Annotated in this window: 13 protein-coding genes and 2 pseudogenes; all 15 read left to right on the forward strand. The window is 61.2% G+C overall.

Annotation, left to right across the window (positions count from 1 at the left end; translation table 11 throughout):
* Positions 1-5 precede the first annotated feature (5 nt).
* The 15 genes and pseudogenes from uppS to PCOSP_RS05720 all read left to right on the forward strand — a co-directional run bounded on the left by uppS (position 6) and on the right by PCOSP_RS05720 (position 19,499).
* Positions 6-761, forward strand: a complete 756-nt coding sequence (gene uppS / locus PCOSP_RS05650) for a polyprenyl diphosphate synthase (RefSeq protein WP_024779014.1) — start codon at positions 6-8, stop codon at positions 759-761.
* Positions 761-1,567 carry a phosphatidate cytidylyltransferase gene (locus PCOSP_RS05655; RefSeq protein ID WP_139647355.1) on the forward strand — a complete coding sequence of 269 codons (807 nt, stop codon included), beginning with the start codon at positions 761-763 and terminating at the stop codon, positions 1,565-1,567. The genes uppS and PCOSP_RS05655 overlap by 1 nt, the downstream gene beginning before the upstream one ends.
* Complete coding sequence (gene ispC, locus PCOSP_RS05660; protein WP_139647357.1) at positions 1,564-2,754, forward strand: 1-deoxy-D-xylulose-5-phosphate reductoisomerase; 1,191 nt, start codon at positions 1,564-1,566, stop codon at positions 2,752-2,754. The genes PCOSP_RS05655 and ispC overlap by 4 nt, the downstream gene beginning before the upstream one ends.
* A 52-nt stretch (positions 2,755-2,806) precedes the next feature.
* A pseudogene (gene rseP, locus PCOSP_RS05665) lies at positions 2,807-4,157 on the forward strand (sigma E protease regulator RseP).
* Between the two features lie 74 nt (positions 4,158-4,231).
* The gene (gene bamA, locus PCOSP_RS05670) at positions 4,232-6,607 is read left to right on the forward strand and encodes an outer membrane protein assembly factor BamA (RefSeq protein ID WP_139647361.1); all 2,376 of its coding nucleotides are present in this window, start codon (positions 4,232-4,234) and stop codon (positions 6,605-6,607) included.
* 45 nt (positions 6,608-6,652) lie between these two features.
* Positions 6,653-7,156: an OmpH/Skp family outer membrane protein gene (locus PCOSP_RS05675; protein ID WP_024779019.1), complete on the forward strand. Its 504-nt coding sequence runs from the start codon at positions 6,653-6,655 to the stop codon at positions 7,154-7,156.
* A 3-nt stretch (positions 7,157-7,159) separates the two neighbouring features.
* The gene (lpxD, locus tag PCOSP_RS05680) at positions 7,160-8,215 is read left to right on the forward strand and encodes a UDP-3-O-(3-hydroxymyristoyl)glucosamine N-acyltransferase (RefSeq protein ID WP_139647363.1); all 1,056 of its coding nucleotides are present in this window, start codon (positions 7,160-7,162) and stop codon (positions 8,213-8,215) included.
* Between the two features lie 106 nt (positions 8,216-8,321).
* Entirely contained in the window at positions 8,322-8,762 is a 441-nt protein-coding gene (gene fabZ / locus PCOSP_RS05685; RefSeq protein WP_139647365.1) for a 3-hydroxyacyl-ACP dehydratase FabZ, read from the forward strand.
* Positions 8,759-9,535 carry an acyl-ACP--UDP-N-acetylglucosamine O-acyltransferase gene (gene lpxA / locus PCOSP_RS05690; RefSeq protein WP_139647367.1) on the forward strand — a complete coding sequence of 259 codons (777 nt, stop codon included), beginning with the start codon at positions 8,759-8,761 and terminating at the stop codon, positions 9,533-9,535. The genes fabZ and lpxA overlap by 4 nt, the downstream gene beginning before the upstream one ends.
* Positions 9,536-9,537: 2 nt before the next feature.
* Positions 9,538-10,668 carry a lipid-A-disaccharide synthase gene (gene lpxB, locus PCOSP_RS05695; protein ID WP_464710510.1) on the forward strand — a complete coding sequence of 377 codons (1,131 nt, stop codon included), beginning with the start codon at positions 9,538-9,540 and terminating at the stop codon, positions 10,666-10,668.
* A pseudogene (gene rnhB, locus PCOSP_RS05700) lies at positions 10,665-11,267 on the forward strand (ribonuclease HII); the annotation flags it as partial. The gene lpxB and the pseudogene rnhB, both read left to right, overlap by 4 nt.
* 248 nt (positions 11,268-11,515) lie before the next feature.
* Positions 11,516-15,037, forward strand: a complete 3,522-nt coding sequence (gene dnaE / locus PCOSP_RS05705) for a DNA polymerase III subunit alpha (RefSeq protein ID WP_175361615.1) — start codon at positions 11,516-11,518, stop codon at positions 15,035-15,037.
* 150 nt (positions 15,038-15,187) lie between these two features.
* The gene (locus PCOSP_RS05710; RefSeq protein WP_024779026.1) at positions 15,188-16,135 is read left to right on the forward strand and encodes an acetyl-CoA carboxylase carboxyltransferase subunit alpha; all 948 of its coding nucleotides are present in this window, start codon (positions 15,188-15,190) and stop codon (positions 16,133-16,135) included.
* Positions 16,136-16,267: 132 nt separating this feature from the next.
* Complete coding sequence (tilS, locus tag PCOSP_RS05715; RefSeq protein ID WP_464710511.1) at positions 16,268-17,593, forward strand: tRNA lysidine(34) synthetase TilS; 1,326 nt, start codon at positions 16,268-16,270, stop codon at positions 17,591-17,593.
* Between the two features lie 274 nt (positions 17,594-17,867).
* Positions 17,868-19,499 carry a CTP synthase gene (locus PCOSP_RS05720; RefSeq protein WP_024779028.1) on the forward strand — a complete coding sequence of 544 codons (1,632 nt, stop codon included), beginning with the start codon at positions 17,868-17,870 and terminating at the stop codon, positions 19,497-19,499.
* Positions 19,500-19,501 lie beyond the last annotated feature (2 nt).

Here is a 19,501-nt window from a genome sequence, read left to right on the forward strand (position 1 = left end):
GTTTCATGGATAAGACCAAGCAGGCCGCGTCGTTCGCGGTGCCACGCCACGTAGCGATCATCATGGACGGCAATAACCGCTGGGCCAAGAAGCGCTTCATGCCCGGTGTCGCCGGGCACAAGGCGGGGGTCGATGCGGTTCGCGCGGTCATCGAAGTGTGCGCCGAGGCTGGCGTCGAGGTGCTGACCCTGTTCGCTTTCTCCAGCGAAAACTGGCAGCGCCCGGCCGACGAGGTCAGCGCCTTGATGGAGTTGTTCCTCAAGGCTCTGCGTCGTGAGGCCAAGCGTCTCAACGAGAACAGCATCAGCCTGCGTATCATTGGTGATCGCTCACGCTTTCATCCGGAGTTGCAGGCCGCGATGCGCGAGGCCGAGGCCGCGACGGCCGGTGCTGATCGGTTTGTCTTGCAGATCGCCGCCAACTACGGCGGTCAGTGGGACATTGCCCAGGCAGCCCAGCGGCTGGCGCGGGAAGTCCAGGCCGGGCACCTGCGGCCGGAGGACATCACGCCTGAACTGCTGCAGACCTGTCTGGCTACGGGTGACCTGCCGCTGCCGGATCTGTGTATCCGCACCGGTGGTGAGCATCGCATCAGCAATTTTCTCCTTTGGCAGCTGGCTTACGCCGAGCTGTACTTCTCCGACCTGTTCTGGCCGGACTTCAAACACGAAGCCATGCGCGTTGCGCTGGCCGATTTCGCTTCCCGTCAGCGTCGTTTCGGTAAAACGAGCGAGCAGATCGAAGCTGGGGCCCGGGTTTAATGCTCAAACAACGAATCATCACTGCACTGATCCTGTTGCCCATCGCCCTGTGCGGTTTCTTCCTGCTTGACGGTGCGGGCTTTGCCCTGTTCATTGGGCTGGTCGTAACGTTGGGGGCATGGGAGTGGGCGCGGCTGGCCGGTTTTGCCGCGCAGTCGGCCCGTGTGACCTACGCCGCAGTCGTGGCGGCCATGCTGTTCATCATGTATGTGGTACCCGGTCTTGCACCCTGGGTGCTGGGCGCTTCGGTGCTGTGGTGGGCGACGGCGACCTTCCTGGTGTTGACCTACCCCCGCACGACCCATCATTGGGCCAATGCCGCGACCAAGCTGATGATCGGTCTCTTGATCCTGTTGCCGGCCTGGCAGGGTCTTATCTGGATCAAGCAAGGCGCGCTGGGCAACTGGCAGATCATGGCCGTGATGGTGCTGGTCTGGGGCGCCGATGTCGGGGCCTACTTCTCCGGCAAGGCGTTCGGCAAGCGCAAGCTCGCACCTCAGGTCAGTCCTGGCAAGAGCTGGGAAGGGGTCTACGGTGGCCTCGCCCTGAGTCTGGTGATTACGACCGTCGTCGGCGTTGCACGGGAATGGACGGCCGGCCAATTGCTGATCGGCCTGTTTGGCGCCGCCCTGATTGTCTTCGTCTCGGTGGTCGGGGACCTGACCGAAAGCATGTTCAAGCGCCAGTCCGGGATCAAGGACAGTAGCAATCTGCTGCCTGGCCATGGCGGCGTGCTGGATCGTATCGACAGCCTTACCGCTGCGGTCCCGATCTTCGCTGTGCTGCTGTGGATGGCGGCATCGTGAGTCGTCCTCAGCAGATCACGGTCCTGGGCGCTACCGGTTCGATTGGCCTGAGTACGCTGGACGTCATCGGCCGGCACCCGGAGCGCTACCAGGTCTTCGCTCTCAGCGGCTTTACGCGCCTGAGCGAGCTGCTGGCGTTGTGCATCCGTCACACCCCGCGGTTTGCCGTGGTGCCCGAAGCCGGTGTGGCGCGAGCACTGCAGGATGACCTGCGTGCCGCTGGCCTGCAAACCCGCGTGCTGGTGGGCGAGGAGGGCCTGTGCGAAGTGGCCTCCGATCCTGAAGTCGATGCGGTGATGGCGGCGATTGTCGGCGCTGCGGGTCTGCGCCCGACGCTGGCTGCGGTGGAGGCCGGCAAGAAGATCCTGTTGGCCAACAAGGAAGCGCTGGTCATGTCCGGCGCGTTGTTCATGCAGGCTGTAGGCAAAAGTGGTTCGGTACTGCTGCCGATCGACAGCGAACACAATGCGATCTTTCAATGCATGCCGCGGGATTTTTCCCGTGGCCTGGGTGCCGTGGGGGTCCGGCGGATCTTGCTGACGGCTTCCGGCGGCCCGTTCCGGCAGACACCGCTGTCAGAATTGGAGCATGTTTCACCCGAACAGGCCTGTGCACATCCGAATTGGTCCATGGGGCGCAAGATTTCCGTGGATTCGGCCAGCATGATGAACAAGGGGCTTGAGCTGATCGAGGCCTGCTGGCTTTTCGATGCCAGGCCGTCCCAGGTCGAGGTGGTGATTCATCCGCAGAGTGTGATTCACTCGCTGGTGGACTATGTAGACGGTTCGGTGCTGGCCCAATTGGGTAACCCGGACATGCGCACGCCCATCGCCAATGCGCTGGCCTGGCCGGATCGAATCGATTCGGGTGTGGCACCGCTGGACTTGTTCGCTATCGCCCGCCTGGATTTCCAGGCGCCCGATGAGCAACGCTTCCCTTGCCTACGCCTGGCGCGGCAGGCGGCCGAGGCGGGCGACAGTGCCCCGGCCATGCTGAACGCCGCCAATGAGGTGGCGGTGGCCGCGTTTCTTGATGGACGTGTCCGTTACCTCGAGATCGCGAGTATCATCGAGGAAGTCTTGAATCTCGAGGCCGTGGTTGCCCTCGATGATCTCGACGCAGTATTCACCGTGGATGCCCGGGCCCGCGAGCTGGCGGGTCAATGGTTGAAGCGCCACGGACGCTGAGGCTGCGGTACGTTAGCCGGGGCTGCCCTGGACAGGATTGCGGAGAAAACAGATGAGCGCGCTCTATATGATTGTCGGCACCCTGGTTGCGTTGGGTGTGCTGGTCACTTTTCACGAATTCGGTCATTTCTGGGTCGCCCGTCGCTGTGGCGTGAAGGTCCTGCGTTTTTCCGTCGGCTTTGGCATGCCCTTGCTGCGCTGGCATGACAAGAAGGGCACCGAATTCGTTGTGGCCGCCATCCCGCTGGGCGGTTACGTGAAAATGCTCGACGAGCGTGAAGGCGAAGTGCCCGCCGATCAGCTCGATCAATCCTTCAATCGCAAGACTGTCCGGCAGCGCATCGCCATCGTGGCGGCGGGGCCGATCGCCAACTTCCTGCTGGCCATGGTGTTCTTCTGGGCGCTGGCCATGTTGGGTAGCGAGCAGGTACGTCCTGTCATCGGCGCGGTCGAGGCCGGCAGCGTCGCGGCCCGGGCGGGATTGAGCGCGGGTGAGGAAATCGTTGCCATCGACGGCGAGCCGACTTCCGGTTGGGCTGCCGTCAACTTGCAACTCGTGCGTCGGCTGGGCGAGAGCGGTTCGTTGCAGTTGATGGTGCGCGAGCAAGGCTCGACGACGGATTCTCCTCGGGAACTGGCATTGGATAACTGGCTCAAGGGGGCCGATGAGCCGGATCCGATCCGCTCCCTGGGTATCCGACCCTGGCGTCCGGCATTGCCTCCGGTGTTGGCCGAGCTCGATCCGAAGGGGCCGGCGCAGGCGGCTGGGCTGAAGACCGGTGATCGCCTGTTGGCCCTCGATGGTCAGTCGGTCAATGACTGGCAGCAGGTGGTCGACGCGGTTCGTGTACGTCCTGATACCAAAATTGTGCTGCACGTCGAGCGCGACGGTGCTCCAATCGACGTCCCGGTGACCCTGGCCGCTCGCGGCGAGAGCAAGACGCCAGCGGGTTACCTGGGGCGGGCGTCAAGGCTGTCGATTGGCCACCGGAGATGATCCGCGAGGTCAGTTTTGGTCCGGTCGCAGCGATTGGCGAGGGTGCGCGTCGTACCTGGACCATGAGTGTCCTGACCCTCGACTCACTGAAGAAAATGTTGTTCGGCGAGCTCTCGGTAAAAAACTTGAGTGGACCGATAACCATTGCTAAAGTGGCGGGCGCTTCTGCCCAGTCGGGCGTTGCTGATTTCCTGAATTTCCTTGCTTATCTGAGCATTAGCCTGGGGGTTCTGAATTTGCTGCCCATCCCGGTACTGGATGGGGGCATCTGCTGTTTTATCTGATCGAGTGGGCGCGTGGTCGTCCCTTGTCGGATCGGGTTCAAGGTTGGGGGATACAGATTGGTATCAGCTTGGTGGTCGGGGTGATGTTGCTTGCCTTGGTCAACGATCTGGGTCGTCTGTAACGCTTCGCTGAATTGCGAATCTGCCGCATTTTGCGGCAGTTTGTTTATTGCCAGTTGGAATAAGAAAGGACTTCATGAAACGTCTGCTGCTAACCGCGGTGTTTACCGTGTTGATGATCGCCGAAGTTCACGCCGAGTCCTTCACTATCTCTGATATTCGTGTCAACGGCCTCCAGCGGGTTTCCGCGGGTAGCGTCTTTGGTGCCTTGCCGTTGAACGTCGGCGAGCAGGCGGATGATCGGCGCCTGGTGGAGTCCACTCGTGCGCTGTTCAAGACCGGTTTCTTTCAGGATATCCAGCTGGGCCGTGACGGTAACGTTCTGGTCATTACGGTCGTCGAGCGGCCGTCAGTCGCCAGCATCGAGATCGAAGGCAACAAGGCGATCTCCACCGAAGACCTGATGAAAGGCCTCAAGCAGTCCGGTCTGGCCGAAGGCGAGATCTTCCAGCGCGCGACCCTCGAAGGTGTGCGTAACGAGCTGCAGCGCCAGTACGTCGCCCAGGGTCGCTATTCGGCCACCGTCGACACCGAAGTGGTGCCGCAGCCACGTAACCGTGTGGGCCTGAAGGTCAACATCAACGAAGGCACCGTGGCAGCCATCCAGCACATCAACGTGGTGGGCAACACGGTTTTCCCCGACGAAGACCTGATCGACCTGTTCGAACTCAAGACCACCAACTGGCTGTCGTTCTTCAAGAACGATGACAAGTACGCCCGTGAAAAACTCTCCGGTGACCTGGAGCGCCTGCGTTCCTACTACCTGGACCGTGGCTACATCAACATGGACATCGCTTCGACCCAGGTGTCCATTACCCCGGACAAGAAGCACGTCTACATCACCGTCAACGTCAACGAAGGCGAGAAGTACACGGTTCGCGACGTCAAGCTCAGCGGTGACCTGAAGGTGCCTGAAGACCAGGTCAAGTCGCTGCTGCTGGTGCAGAAAGGCCAGGTGTTCTCGCGCAAGCTGATGACCACCACGTCCGAACTGATCACCCGCCGCCTGGGTAACGAAGGCTATACCTTTGCCAACGTCAACGGCGTGCCGCAACCACATGATGAAGACCACACCGTCGACATCACCTTCGCCGTGGACCCGGGCAAGCGTGCCTACGTCAATCGCATCAACTTCCGTGGCAACACCAAGTCCGAGGACGAGGTGCTGCGTCGTGAAATGCGCCAGATGGAAGGTGGCTGGGCTTCGACCTACCTGATCGACCAGTCCAAGACCCGTCTGGAGCGCCTGGGCTTCTTCAAGGAAGTCAACGTCGAGACCCCAGCGGTGCCGGGCGTCGACGACCAGGTCGATGTGAACTACAGCGTCGAAGAGCAGGCTTCCGGCTCGATCACCGCCAGTGTCGGTTTTGCCCAGAGCGCCGGCCTGATCCTCGGTGGCTCGATTACCCAGAACAACTTCCTGGGTACTGGTAACAAGGTCAGCATCGGCCTGACCCGCAGTGAATACCAGACCCGCTATAATTTCGGTTTCGTGGACCCCTACTGGACTGCCGACGGTGTGAGCCTGGGCTACAACGCCTTCTATCGCACCACCGACTATGACGAGCTCGACTCCGATATCTCCAGCTATGCGGTGGACAGCTATGGTGTCGGCGCCAACATCGGTTATCCGATCAGCGAGACTTCGCGCCTGACGTTCGGTCTGACTGCCCAGCAGGACAAGATCAACACCGGTAGATACACCGTCGACGAGATCTTCGATTTCGTTAACAAGGAAGGCGACAGCTACCTCAACTTCAAGGCGTCTGCCGGCTGGTCCGAGTCGACCCTGAACAAGGGCGTACTGGCGACACGTGGTCATTCCCAGAGCCTGGTCCTGGAAACGACGACGCCTGGCAGTGACCTGTCGTTCTTCAAGCTCGACTATCGCGGCCAGCTGTTCCAGCCGTTGACCGACACCTACACCATGCGCCTGCATACCGAACTGGGCTATGGTGATGGCTACGGGTCGACCGATGGCTTGCCGTTCTACGAGAACTATTACGCAGGTGGTTTCAACTCGGTACGTGGTTTCAAGGACAGTACCCTGGGCCCACGCAGCACCCCGAGCAAGGGCACCAACCCGGGTACCGTAGCCGACCCGGATCAGGACCCACTGCCGTTTGGTGGCAACGTACTCATCCAGGGTGGTCTTGAAGTTCTGTTCCCGATGCCGTTCGTCAAGGATCAGCGCTCGCTGCGGACCTCGGTATTCTGGGATGTGGGTAACGTCTTCGACTCCAAGTGCAGCGACACCACCAACACTAACGGCACCAAGTCCAACACTCAGTGCAACGACATCAGCCTCAGCAACATGGCCAGTTCCGTTGGTGTAGGCGTGACCTGGGTTACCGCGCTCGGTCCTTTGAGCTTCGCGCTGGCGATGCCGATCAAGAAACCGGATGACGCTGAAACCCAAGTGTTCCAATTCTCCCTCGGCCAGACGTTCTAAGCGTCTGACCCAAGATAACGACAATGGATTTTGTAGGAGTACATCGTGCGTAAGTTGACTCAATTGGTTCTCCTGGCGACCGTGCTGGTCGCAGGTCCGGCTTTTGCCGACATGAAGATCGCCGTTCTGAACTATCAGATGGCCTTGCTGGAATCCGACGCGGCGAAGAAATACGCCGTGGATGCGGAGAAAAAATTCGGCCCGCAACTGACCAAGCTCAAGAGCCTGGAAAGCAGTGCCAAAGGGATCCAGGATCGCCTGGTCGCCGGTGGCGACAAGATGGCCCAGGGCGAGCGTGAGCGTCTGGAGCTTGAATTCAAGCAAAAGGCTCGTGACTTCCAGTTCCAGTCCAAGGAACTGAACGAAGCGAAAGCCGTTGCCGACCGTGAAATGCTCAAGCAGCTCAAGCCGAAACTCGACAGCGCTGTGGAAGAAGTCATCAAGAAAGGTGGTTTTGACCTGGTGTTCGAGCGTGGCGCAGTGATCGATGTCAAACCTCAGTACGACATCACGCGCCAGGTCATCGAGCGCATGAATCAGCTGAAGTAATCCATGACAGCGACTATCAAACTCGGCCAGTTGGCCGAGTTCCTCGGAGCCACCCTGCGTGGCGACCCGGAGAAGGCAATTACTGGGCTAGCCACTTTGCAAGAGGCTGGCCCAGCTCAGTTGAGCTTCCTGGCAAATCCTCAATATCGCAAATACCTGGCCGATAGCCGGGCCGCGGCGCTGTTGCTCAAGGCTGCCGATGCCGAAGGTTTTGCCGGTGACGCGCTGATCGTGCCCGATCCGTACCTGGCGTACGCGCGGATTTCCCATCTGTTCGATCCCAAGCCCAAATCGGCTGCCGGCATTCATCCCAGTGCGGTAATTGCGGCGGATGCGGTGGTCGACCCGACGGCCAGCATCGGTCCTTTCGTGGTCATCGAGAGTGCGGCGCGGATCGGTGCCGGTGTCACGCTGGGTGCCCATTGTTTCGTCGGTGCCCGTAGCGAGATCGGCGAAGGTGGCTGGCTGGCTCCCCGGGTTACCCTGTATCACGATGTGCGCATCGGCAAGCGGGTGGTGATCCAGTCGGGCGCGGTGCTGGGCGGTGAAGGATTCGGTTTTGCCAACGAGAAGGGCATCTGGCAGAAGATTGCCCAGATCGGTGGCGTCACTGTCGGCGATGACGTGGAGATCGGCGTCAATACCGCCATCGACCGCGGCGCGCTGGCTGACACCGTCATCGGCAATGGTGTGAAGCTGGACAACCAGATCCAGATCGCCCACAACGTCCAGGTCGGTGACCACACCGCCATGGCGGCCTGCGTGGGTATCTCCGGCAGCACCAAGATCGGCAAGCACTGCATGCTCGCCGGTGGCGTGGGGCTGGTGGGGCATATCGATATCTGCGACAACGTTTTCCTGACCGGGATGACCATGGTGACCCACTCGATTACCGAGCCCGGTGCCTATTCCTCCGGTACGGCGATGCAGCCGGCGGCCGAATGGCGCAAGAGCGCGGCCCGTATCCGTCAGCTCGATGACATCGCGCGCCGCCTGAAACAGGTGGAAAAGCGTGTAGGGGACGTGACCCCTGGCGGTAATGCTTCATCAGATGGCTGATACCATTTCCATATCAAGTGTGCACGGCCGCCAGGCTTCCTTGATTTGCTAGCGGAGCGCGCGTCTACCGCGCACCTCCCAATCTTTACATAGGCTTCCCCCCGAAATGATGGACATCAACGAGATTCGCGAATACCTGCCTCACCGTTACCCGTTCCTGCTCGTGGATCGGGTAGTGGAGCTGGATGTTGAGGGCAAGCGCATTCGCGCCTACAAGAATGTCAGCATCAATGAGCCGTTCTTCAATGGTCACTTCCCTGCGCATCCCATCATGCCGGGCGTGCTGATCATCGAGGCCATGGCTCAGGCTGCCGGAATCCTTGGTTTCAAGATCATGGACGTGAAACCCGCGGACGGCACGCTCTACTACTTCGTCGGGTCCGACAAGTTGCGTTTCCGCCAGCCGGTGACCCCGGGCGATCAGCTGATCCTCGAAGCCACATTCATCAGTTGCAAGCGCCAGATCTGGAAGTTCGAATGCCAGGCTTCGGTCGACGGCAAGCCTGTCTGCTCCGCTGAAATCATTTGCGCGGAACGCAAACTATGAGTTTGATTGACCCTCGCGCAATCATCGATCCGACGGCCGTCCTGGCCGCCGATGTCGAGGTCGGCCCTTGGTCGATTATCGGCGCAGGTGTGGAAATCGGCGAGGGTACGGTGATCGGCCCGCACGTAGTGCTCAAGGGACCGACCCGGATCGGCCGGCACAATCGCATCTACCAGTTTTCTACGGTAGGCGAGGACACGCCCGATCTCAAATACAAAGGTGAAGAAACCCGCCTGGTCATCGGCGATCACAACGTGATCCGCGAGGGCGTGACGATTCACCGTGGCACCGTTCAGGATCGTTCCGAAACGACCCTGGGCGACCACAACCTGATCATGGCCTACGCCCACATTGGCCACGACAGCGTCATCGGCAACCATTGCATCCTGGTGAACAATACCGCGCTGGCCGGCCATGTCCACGTGGACGATTGGGCGATCCTGTCCGGCTTCACCCTGGTTCACCAGTACTGCCATATCGGCGCCCACAGCTTTTCCGGCATGGGCACCGCCATCGGCAAGGACGTCCCGGCTTATGTCACGGTGTTCGGCAATCCGGCCGAAGCCCGCAGCATGAACTTCGAAGGCATGCGTCGTCGTGGCTTCAGCGAAGATGCGATCAGTGCATTACGTCGCGCCTATAAGGTCGTGTATCGCCAGGGGTTGACCATCGAGCAGGCGCTCGTCGAGTTGACCGAGGCATCGACCCAGTTCCCGGAAGTCGCGGTGTTCCGCGATTCCATCCAGTCTTCGACCCGCGGCATCACTCGCTGACCATGGGTAATTTGCGTGTTGCGCTGGTGGCGGGCGAGGCTTCCGGCGATATCCTGGGTGCGGGCCTGATGCGAGCACTCAAGGCTCAGCACCCGGCGGTCGAGTTCATCGGTGTCGGCGGACCATTGATGCAGGCCGAAGGGTTGACGTCCTATTTCCCGATGGAGCGCCTGTCGGTGATGGGGCTGGTGGAAGTGCTCGGTCGGCTGCGAGAGCTGCTGGCTCGGCGCAAGAAATTGATTGCGACCCTGATTGACGAAAAACCGGATGTGTTCATCGGCATCGATGCGCCGGATTTCACCCTCAACATCGAACTCAAGTTGCGTCAGGCCGGGATCAAGACCGTGCACTACGTCAGTCCCTCGGTCTGGGCCTGGCGGCAGAAGCGTGTGCTGAAGATTCGCGAAGGTTGCGACCTGATGCTGACGCTGCTGCCGTTCGAAGCAAGGTTCTATGAGGAGAAGGGTGTTCCGGTGCGGTTTGTCGGACATACCCTGGCCGATACCATTCCCCTGGAAGCCGACCGGGAGGATGCCCGCCGGGCGTTGGGCTTGTCCGACGGGCCGCTGGTGGCGTTGATGCCTGGCAGCCGGGGCGGCGAGGTAAGTCGCCTGGGTGGTTTGTTTTTCGACGCCGCCGAGCGCCTTCGGGCGATGCGTCCCGACGTGCGTTTTGTCTTGCCGTGTGCCAGTGCGCAGCGGCGTGAGCAGCTCGAAGCGCTGCTGGCCGGCCGCGATTTGCCGGTCACGCTGCTCGACGGCCGCTCCCACCAGGCGTTGGCTGCTTGCGACGCGGTGTTGATTGCATCCGGCACTGCTACTCTTGAGGCGTTGCTGTACAAGCGCCCGATGGTGGTTGCCTATCGTCTGGCACCGCTGACGTTCTGGATCCTCAAGCGCATGGTCAAGAGTCCTTACATCTCCCTGCCGAACCTGCTGGCCCAGCGTTTGCTGGTGCCCGAGTTGCTGCAGGACGATGCAACGGCCGATGCACTGGCCAATACGCTGGCGCCGTTGATCGACGGCGGCCAGGAACAGACCCGCGGCTTTGACGAGATCCACCGCACGTTGCGTCGCGACGCCTCCAACCAGGCCGCAGACGCGGTACTGACCTTGATCGGTGCCAAACCATGAAGCATTCGAAGCAACAGATGGGCCTGGACTTCAACCTGGTCGCCGAAGTCGAAGAGCTGGTGGCGGGCGTCGATGAAGTAGGGCGTGGCCCATTGTGCGGCGCGGTGGTGACGGCGGCGGTGATTCTCGACCCGAACCGGCCGATCCTGGGTCTCAACGATTCCAAGAAGCTCACCGAGGCCCGTCGCGAGAAACTCTACGACGAAATCTGCGAGAAAGCCCTGAGCTGGTGCATCGCCCGGGCCGAGGTCGAAGAAATCGATGAGCTGAATATCCTGCACGCCACCATGCTCGCCATGCAGCGAGCGGTGCAAGGCCTGCACATCACGCCGAAACTGGCGATGATTGATGGCAATCGTTGCCCGAAACTGTCGATGCGCGCCGAGGCGGTGATCCAGGGGGACGCGAAGGTGCCGGCTATCGCGGCGGCATCGATCCTGGCCAAGGTCAGCCGTGACCGGGAAATGAGCGCCTTTGAACTGATTTACCCAGGCTATGGCATCGGTGGCCACAAGGGTTATCCGACGCCTGTGCATCTGGAAGCCTTGGCGCGCCTGGGGCCAACGCCGATCCACCGGCGCTCGTTTGCCCCGGTGCGGTTGGCTTATGAGGCGCGTGAAGGTTTGGTAACAGCGGGTCCCCTTCAGCCAAGTGCAATCCCCTGCGCAAGCGAGCTCTCTCGCGAAGAGGGCGGCACGGCTAACATTGATGTGGCCTGATACACAGCCTTCGCGAGCAGGCTCGCTCCCACAAGGTCGGTATTTCGACTGACGGGCATTCGCCACTCATACCCAAGGCCCGGTACAATCCGGGCCTTGTTGTTTTCATGACTTAACGCAGGATCACTATGCCGGCTTCATTCGTTCATCTACGCCTGCACACTGAGTACTCCCTGGTCGACGGTCTGGTGCGGATCAAACCACTGGTCAAGACCCTGGTGGGCATGAATATGCCTGCCGTGGCGGTCACCGACCAGAACAACATGTGTTCGCTGGTCAAGTTCTACAAGACCGCCATGGGCGGCGGGATCAAGCCGATCTGCGGTGCCGACCTGTGGCTGTCCAGCAAGGATCCGGACGCACCGTTGAGCCGTATCAGCCTGCTGGTCATGAACGCCGTGGGTTACCGCAACCTGACCGAGTTGATCTCCCGTGGCTTCATCGATGGCCAGCGCAACGGTTCGATCATCATCGAGCGCGAGTGGGTGGCCGAGGCCAGCGAAGGCCTGATCATGCTGTCGGCGGCCAAGGAAGGTGAAATCGGCCTGGCCCTGCTCAGCGGCAATGCCGAGGAAGCCGAGACGCTGGCTCGGGAGTGGATGGCGGTGTTCCCGGATCGCTTCTACATCGAAGTGCAGCGCACCAACCGTCCCAACGACGAGGAACACTTGCACGCTGCTGTGGCGCTGGCCGACAAGATCGGGGCGCCGCTGGTGGCGACCAACGACGTGCGCTTCATCAAGCAGGAAGACTTCGAAGCCCACGAGACCCGCGTCTGCATCGGTGAGGGCCGAGCCCTCGATGATCCGCGCCGACCCAAGAACTACAGCGACCAGCAATACCTCAAAAGCGCCGAGGAAATGGCCGAACTGTTCAGCGATCTGCCCGAGGCGCTGGAAAACACCGTCGAGATCGCCAAGCGCTGCAACATCGAAGTGAAGCTGGGCAAGCACTTCCTGCCCAACTTCCCGATTCCCGATGGCATGACCATCGACGAGTATTTCCGCAAGGTGTCGTTCGACGGTCTCGAAGAGCGCCTGAGCGTCCTGCTGCCCAAGGACACCACCGAAGATTACGAAGCCAAGCGCCAGGTCTATGTCGACCGGTTGAATTTCGAACTGGATATCATCATCCAGATGGGCTTCCCTGGTTACTTCCTGATCGTGATGGACTTTATCCAGTGGGCCAAGAGCAACGGCGTGCCGGTAGGGCCGGGGCGTGGATCGGGTGCCGGGTCGCTGGTGGCCTACGTGCAGAAGATCACCGACCTCGACCCGCTGGAATATGACCTGCTGTTCGAACGTTTCCTCAACCCGGAACGGGTTTCCATGCCCGACTTCGACGTCGACTTCTGCATGGACGGTCGTGACCGGGTGATCGATTACGTGGCCGAGAAATACGGTCGCAACGCGGTGAGCCAGATCATCACCTTCGGTTCCATGGCCGCCAAGGCGGTGGTGCGTGACGTGGCCCGGGTGCAGGGCAAGTCCTATGGCCTGGCGGATCGTCTGTCGAAGATGATTCCGTTCGAAGTCGGCATGACCCTGGAAAAAGCTTACGAGCAGGAAGAAATCCTGCGGGATTTCATCAAGGTCGATGAAGAGGCGGCGGAAATCTGGGAGATGGCCCGCAAGCTCGAAGGCGTGGTGCGTAACGTCGGCAAGCACGCCGGTGGCGTGGTAATCGCGCCGACCAAGCTGACCGACTTCTCGCCGATCTATTGCGACGAGGAAGGCGACGGCCTGGTGACCCAGTTCGACAAGGATGACGTCGAGGCGGCGGGCCTGGTGAAGTTCGACTTCCTCGGCCTGCGTACCCTGACCATCATCGACTGGGCGCTGAAAACCATCAACCGCGACCGGGCCAAGGTCGGTGAAGAGCCACTGGACATTGCCTTCATCCCGCTGGATGACAAACCGACCTACAGCCTGCTGCAGAAAGCCGAAACCACGGCGGTGTTCCAGCTCGAATCCCGCGGCATGAAGGAGCTGATCAAGAAGCTCAAGCCCGACTGCCTGGAAGACCTGATCGCACTGGTGGCTTTGTTCCGTCCGGGCCCGCTGCAATCGGGCATGGTGGACGACTTCATCAATCGTAAGCACGGTCGCGCCGAGCTGGCGTACCCGCACCCGGATTACCAGTACGACGGCCTCAAGCCGGTACTGGCGCCGACCTACGGCATCATCCTGTATCAGGAACAGGTGATGCAGATTGCCCAGGTCATGGCCGGCTACACCCTTGGCGGCGCGGACATGTTGCGTCGGGCGATGGGTAAGAAGAAGCCCGAGGAGATGGCCAAGCAGCGCGGCGGCTTCATCGAGGGCTGTGCGAACAACGGCATCGATGCGGACCTGGCCGGTAACATTTTCGACCTGGTGGAAAAATTCGCCGGCTACGGCTTCAACAAATCCCACTCTGCCGCCTATGGCCTGGTGTCGTACCAGACCGCGTGGCTGAAGGCGCATTATCCGGCGCCGTTCATGGCCGCCGTACTGTCGGCGGATATGCACAACACCGACAAGGTCGTGACCCTGATCGAAGAAGTGCGGACCATGAAGCTGCGCCTCGACGCGCCGGACGTGAACGCTTCGGAGTTCAAGTTCACGGTGAACGACGAGGGCCGCATCATCTATGGCCTGGGCGCGATCAAGGGCGTGGGCGAGGGCCCCGTGGAGGCCATCACCGAGGCACGCCAGGATGGGCCGTTCAAGGACCTGTTCGATTTCTGTGCCCGGGTCGACCTCAAGCGTATCAACAAGCGCACCCTCGACGGCTTGATCCGCAGCGGCGCGCTGGACCGGCTAGGTCCCTACTTCCATGACGAGCCCAAGGCCTATCAGGCCAACATCGACCGCAACCGCGCGGTGCTGCTGGCAGCCATGGAAGAAGCGATCAAGGCCGCCGAACAGACCGCTCGCACCCATGACAGCGGCCACGCCGATCTGTTTGGCGGCCTGTTCGTCGAGGAAGATGCCGACGTCTACGGCAACCATCGCAAGGCCAAGGAGCTGACCCTCAAGGAGCGCCTCAAAGGCGAGAAGGACACCCTGGGGCTGTACCTCACCGGCCACCCGATCGATGAGTACGAAGGCGAAATCCGCCGCTTCGCCCGTCAGCGCATCATCGACCTGAAGCCGGCTCGCGATACGCAAACGGTCGCGGGGATGATCATCGCCCTGCGGGTGATGAAGAACAAAAAAGGCGACAAGATGGGGTTCATCACCCTCGACGACCGTTCCGGGCGTATCGAGGCATCGTTGTTTGCCGATGCGTTCCACTCGGCGCAGTCGCTGTTGCAGACCGACGCGATGGTGGTGGTGGAAGGCGAGGTCAGCAACGATGATTTCTCCGGTGGTCTGCGGCTGCGGGTCAAGCGGGTGATGAGCATGGAGGATGCCCGGACCAACCTGGCCGAGAGCCTGCGTCTGAAATTGCAGACCCAGGATCTCAAGGGCGACCAGCTACGCTGGCTGGGCGAGTTGTTCAAGCGCCATCGCGGTGCCTGCCCGATCACCATGGAGTACGTGCGCCCCGATGCCAAGGCCGTGCTGCAGTTCGGCGAGGGCTGGCGGATCGATCCGGCGGATGCGTTGATTCAAGCCTTGCGTGACCAGTTCGGCAAAGACAACGTCTTCCTCCAATACCGTTGACGGCCGGGGGCCACTCCTGGACTTGGAGTGTCCCTGACCGCGACCCGAATTTTTAATCTCGACCTGAACGCGCCTCTCCCTTAAGGTAGGGCGCGAATAGACAACCGGCCGGCCCAAGCTCTCTTGGACGTCGACCCAAGACGGACGCCTATGAACCCGAATTTTCTAGATTTCGAACAGCCGATCGCCGACCTGCAAGCCAAGATCGAAGAGTTGCGCTTGGTCGGTAATGACAATTCGCTGAATATCGGCGATGAGATCTCTCGTCTGCAGGACAAGAGCCGCACGCTGACCGAAGACATCTTCGGCAAGCTGACCAGCTGGCAGATCGCGCGCCTGGCGCGTCATCCGCGTCGTCCATACACCCTGGACTACATCGATCACATCTTCACCGAGTTCGACGAGTTGCACGGTGACCGTCACTTCTCCGACGACGCCGCGATCGTCGGCGGTGTCGCCCGCCTGGACGACCAGCCGGTGATGGTCATCGGTCACCAGAAGGGCCGCGAAGTACGCGAGAAAGTCCGTCGCAACTTCGGCATGCCGCGTCCGGAAGGCTATCGCAAGGCCTGCCGCCTGATGGAGATGGCCGAGCGCTTCAAGATGCCGATCCTGACCTTCATCGACACCCCGGGCGCCTACCCGGGCATCGACGCCGAAGAGCGCAACCAGAGCGAAGCGATTGCCTGGAACCTGCGGGTCATGGCCCGGTTGAAAACCCCGATCATCGCCACTGTGATCGGTGAAGGCGGTTCCGGCGGTGCTTTGGCCATCGGCGTCTGCGACCAGTTGAACATGCTGCAATACTCCACTTACGCGGTAATCTCGCCGGAAGGCTGCGCCTCGATCCTGTGGAAGACCGCCGAGAAGGCGCCGGACGCCGCGGAAGCCATGGGCATCACCGCCGAGCGTCTCAAAGGCCTGGGCATCGTGGATAAAGTGATCAACGAGCCAGTGGGCGGCGCTCACCGTGACCCGGCGGCGGCTGCCGCGCTGATTCGCGCAGAGCTGAGTTCGCAATTGTCGATGCTGAAGAAGTTCGACAACGACGCGCTGCTGGCCCGTCGCTACGAGCGGTTGATGAGCTACGGTCTCTGATTCGAACGCTATACCCCTGTGGGAGCGAGCCTGCTCGCGAAAGCGGTTTAACATTCAACAAATGAGTTGATTGATACACCGTTATCGCGAGCAGGCTCGCTCCCACAGTTGTTTGTGCCAAGGCTGATTCCTATGAACACCCGCGCGGATCTTCCCACCCGGCTCCTCACCCAACTGTCCCCCTGGCGCAACGCTAACGCCTGGCGCATCGCCTTCTCCGGTGGTCTCGACTCCAGCGTCCTGCTGCACCTGCTCGCATCGCTCTCGAGCACACATACACTGCCCCCCCTCAGCGCTATCCACGTCCACCACGGCCTCCAGGTTGCGGCCGATGCCTGGCCGGAGCATTGTCGCCGGGTGTGTGAGGCGCTGGGAGTGCCGTTGCAGATGGTTGAGGTCCAGGTCCGCCCCGGCGCCAGTCTTGAGCGGGCTGCCCGGGAGGCGCGCTACGCTGCCTTCGCCGCGGCGCTCCAGGGCAACGATGTACTACTCACCGCCCAGCACCGCGACGACCAGGCTGAAACCCTGCTGTTTCGCTTGCTGCGGGGGGCGGGCGTGCGGGGCCTGTCAGGGATGCCGAGGCAGCGTCCACTCGGACAGGGATGTTTGCTGCGCCCGTTGCTCGATGTGTCCCGCGGGGAGCTGGAAGCCTATGGGAAACAGCAGGGCTTGAGCTGGATCGAAGACCCGTCCAACAACGATCATCGGTACTCGCGCAACTACCTGCGCCAGCGGGTGTTTCCGCTGCTGACCGAACAGTGGCCCCAGGCTGCGTCGACCCTGGCCCGTGGCGCTGCGCACATGACAGAAGCCCAGGGTTTGCTGGATGACCTGGCGCGGATCGATCTGGCCGATGCAAGGTTCCCAGGCGTGTTTGACTGGCTCGGACTGCCATCCCTGGCGCTGGCACCTTTGCAGGCCTTGTCAGCCGCTCGCCAGCGCAATGCAATCAGCCACTGGCTGGCGGCCCTGACGACGCTGCCCGACAGCGACCACTGGGCCGGTTGGGATTCATTGCGTGACGCCGGGGACGATGCCCGGCCGATCTGGCGTCTGGCCGGCGGTGAGCTGCACCGGGCCGGCAGGCGGGTCTGGTGGTTATCCGACCATTGGCTGCAACCGGTCTCGGGCCGTGTCGAATGGCCCCGGGCCACTGATCCCCTGAGACTGCCGGGCAATGGCCGGGTGACCCTCAGTGGCAAAATCCCTGACGGTCGGCTTTGCGTGCGCTATCGTCAGGGCGGCGAGCTGATGGCGTTGCCCAGTCGTGGTCATCGGGATCTCAAGCGTTTGCTCAATGAAAGTGGCTTGCCGGCGTTCGTTCGCGGCCGATTGCCACTGTTGTATCGGGACGGGCTATTACTGGCGGTGGCCAACCTGCCGGGGCTCGACGGGGACGCTGATGGCACCTGGCAATTGCGTTGGCAGCCATTGGAGCAAGATCTGGGTTTGAGCTGAAAGGGGCTTTCCGGTAGACTACGCTCCCTTCTTGATACAACTTCTGTGGATTCGCCTGAATTGCAGGAGTTGCCGATTACCAAGCAGTCTTTGCTGGGCGATTCCAAAAAATGTGTAGCGAGCAACGTACCGGTGATTTTTCTTCCGGTCTGTCCCAACGCGGCGGTTTTTTTGAAAGGTGCACTGTGATTAATGCAGGTGATCGGGGGCTTCGGCCTTCCTTCGCTTTCCCCGGCGGCTCGGACCGCTTTAACGCAGACTTCTAGGGTTTTTCATGACGCGCTACATATTCGTCACGGGCGGTGTTGTTTCTTCATTGGGGAAAGGCATTGCCTCGGCTTCATTGGCGGCCATCCTGGAGGCGCGGGGACTTAAGGTCACCATGCTCAAGCTGGACCCGTACATCAACGTCGACCCGGGCACCATGAGCCCGTTCCAGCACGGCGAAGTGTTCGTCACCCACGACGGCGCCGAGACCGACCTGGACCTGGGCCACTACGAGCGGTTCATCCGCACGACCATGACCCAGAACAACAACTTCACCACCGGCCGCGTCTACGAGCACGTGCTGCGCAAGGAGCGTCGTGGTGATTACCTGGGCGCGACCATTCAGGTCATCCCCCACATCACCGACGAGATCAAGCGCCGCATCATCAAGGGTGCCGGCGACGCCGACGTGGCGATGGTCGAGATCGGCGGTACCGTGGGCGACATCGAGTCCCAGCCGTTCCTCGAAGCCATCCGCCAGTTGCGTTTCGAAATCGGTGCCAAGCGCGCGATGCTGATGCACCTGACGCTGGTGCCGTACATCGCCACTGCCGGCGAAACCAAGACCAAGCCAACCCAGCACTCGGTCAAGGAACTGCGCTCCATCGGCCTGCAACCGGACGTGCTGATCTGCCGCTCCGATCACCCGATCGATATCTCCTCGCGCCGCAAGATCGCCCAGTTCACCAACGTTGAAGAGCGCGCGGTCATCGGCCTCGAAGACGCCGACACCATCTACAAGATCCCGGGCATCCTGCACTCCCAGGGCCTGGACGATTTCGTCGTCGAGCGTTTCGGCCTGCAATGCGCCGGCGCCGACCTGTCCGAATGGGACGCTGTGGTCGATGCCAAGCTCAACCCTGAGCACGAAGTCACCATCGCCATGGTCGGCAAGTACATGGAACTGCTGGACGCCTACAAGTCGCTGATCGAAGCGATGAGTCATGCCGGTATCAGCAACCGCACCAAGGTCAACCTGCGCTACATCGACTCCGAAGACATCGAGAACCAGGGCACCGGACTGCTCGAAGGCGCCGATGCGATCCTCGTCCCGGGCGGCTTCGGCCTGCGGGGCGTGGAAGGCAAGATCACTGCTGTCCAGTATGCTCGCGAAAACAAGGTGCCGTACCTGGGTATCTGCCTGGGCATGCAAGTGGCGGTCATCGAGTTCGCCCGTAACGTGATGGGCTGGAAGGACGCCAACTCCACCGAGTTCGATCGCGCCAGCGGTCACCCGGTCGTGGGCCTGATCACCGAGTGGGAAGACGCCACCGGTGCCGTGGAAGTGCGGACCGAAACCTCCGACCTGGGCGGCACCATGCGCCTCGGCGCCCAGGAATGCCTGCTCGAAGCCGGCTCCCTGGTGCACGATTGCTACGCCAAGGATGTGATCGTCGAGCGTCACCGCCATCGTTATGAAGTGAACAACAAGCTGCTGCCGCAACTGATCGAAGCCGGCCTGAAAATCTCCGGTCGCTCCGGCGATGGCGCGCTGGTCGAAGTGGTCGAGTCCCCGGATCATCCATGGTTCGTGGCTTGCCAGTTCCACCCCGAGTTCACCTCGACACCACGGGACGGTCATCCGCTGTTCAGCGGTTTCGTGAAGGCCGCTTTGGCTCAACACCAGAAAAAGGCATAAGA

The organism is Pseudomonas sp. MAFF 730105 (genome assembly GCF_055380705.1).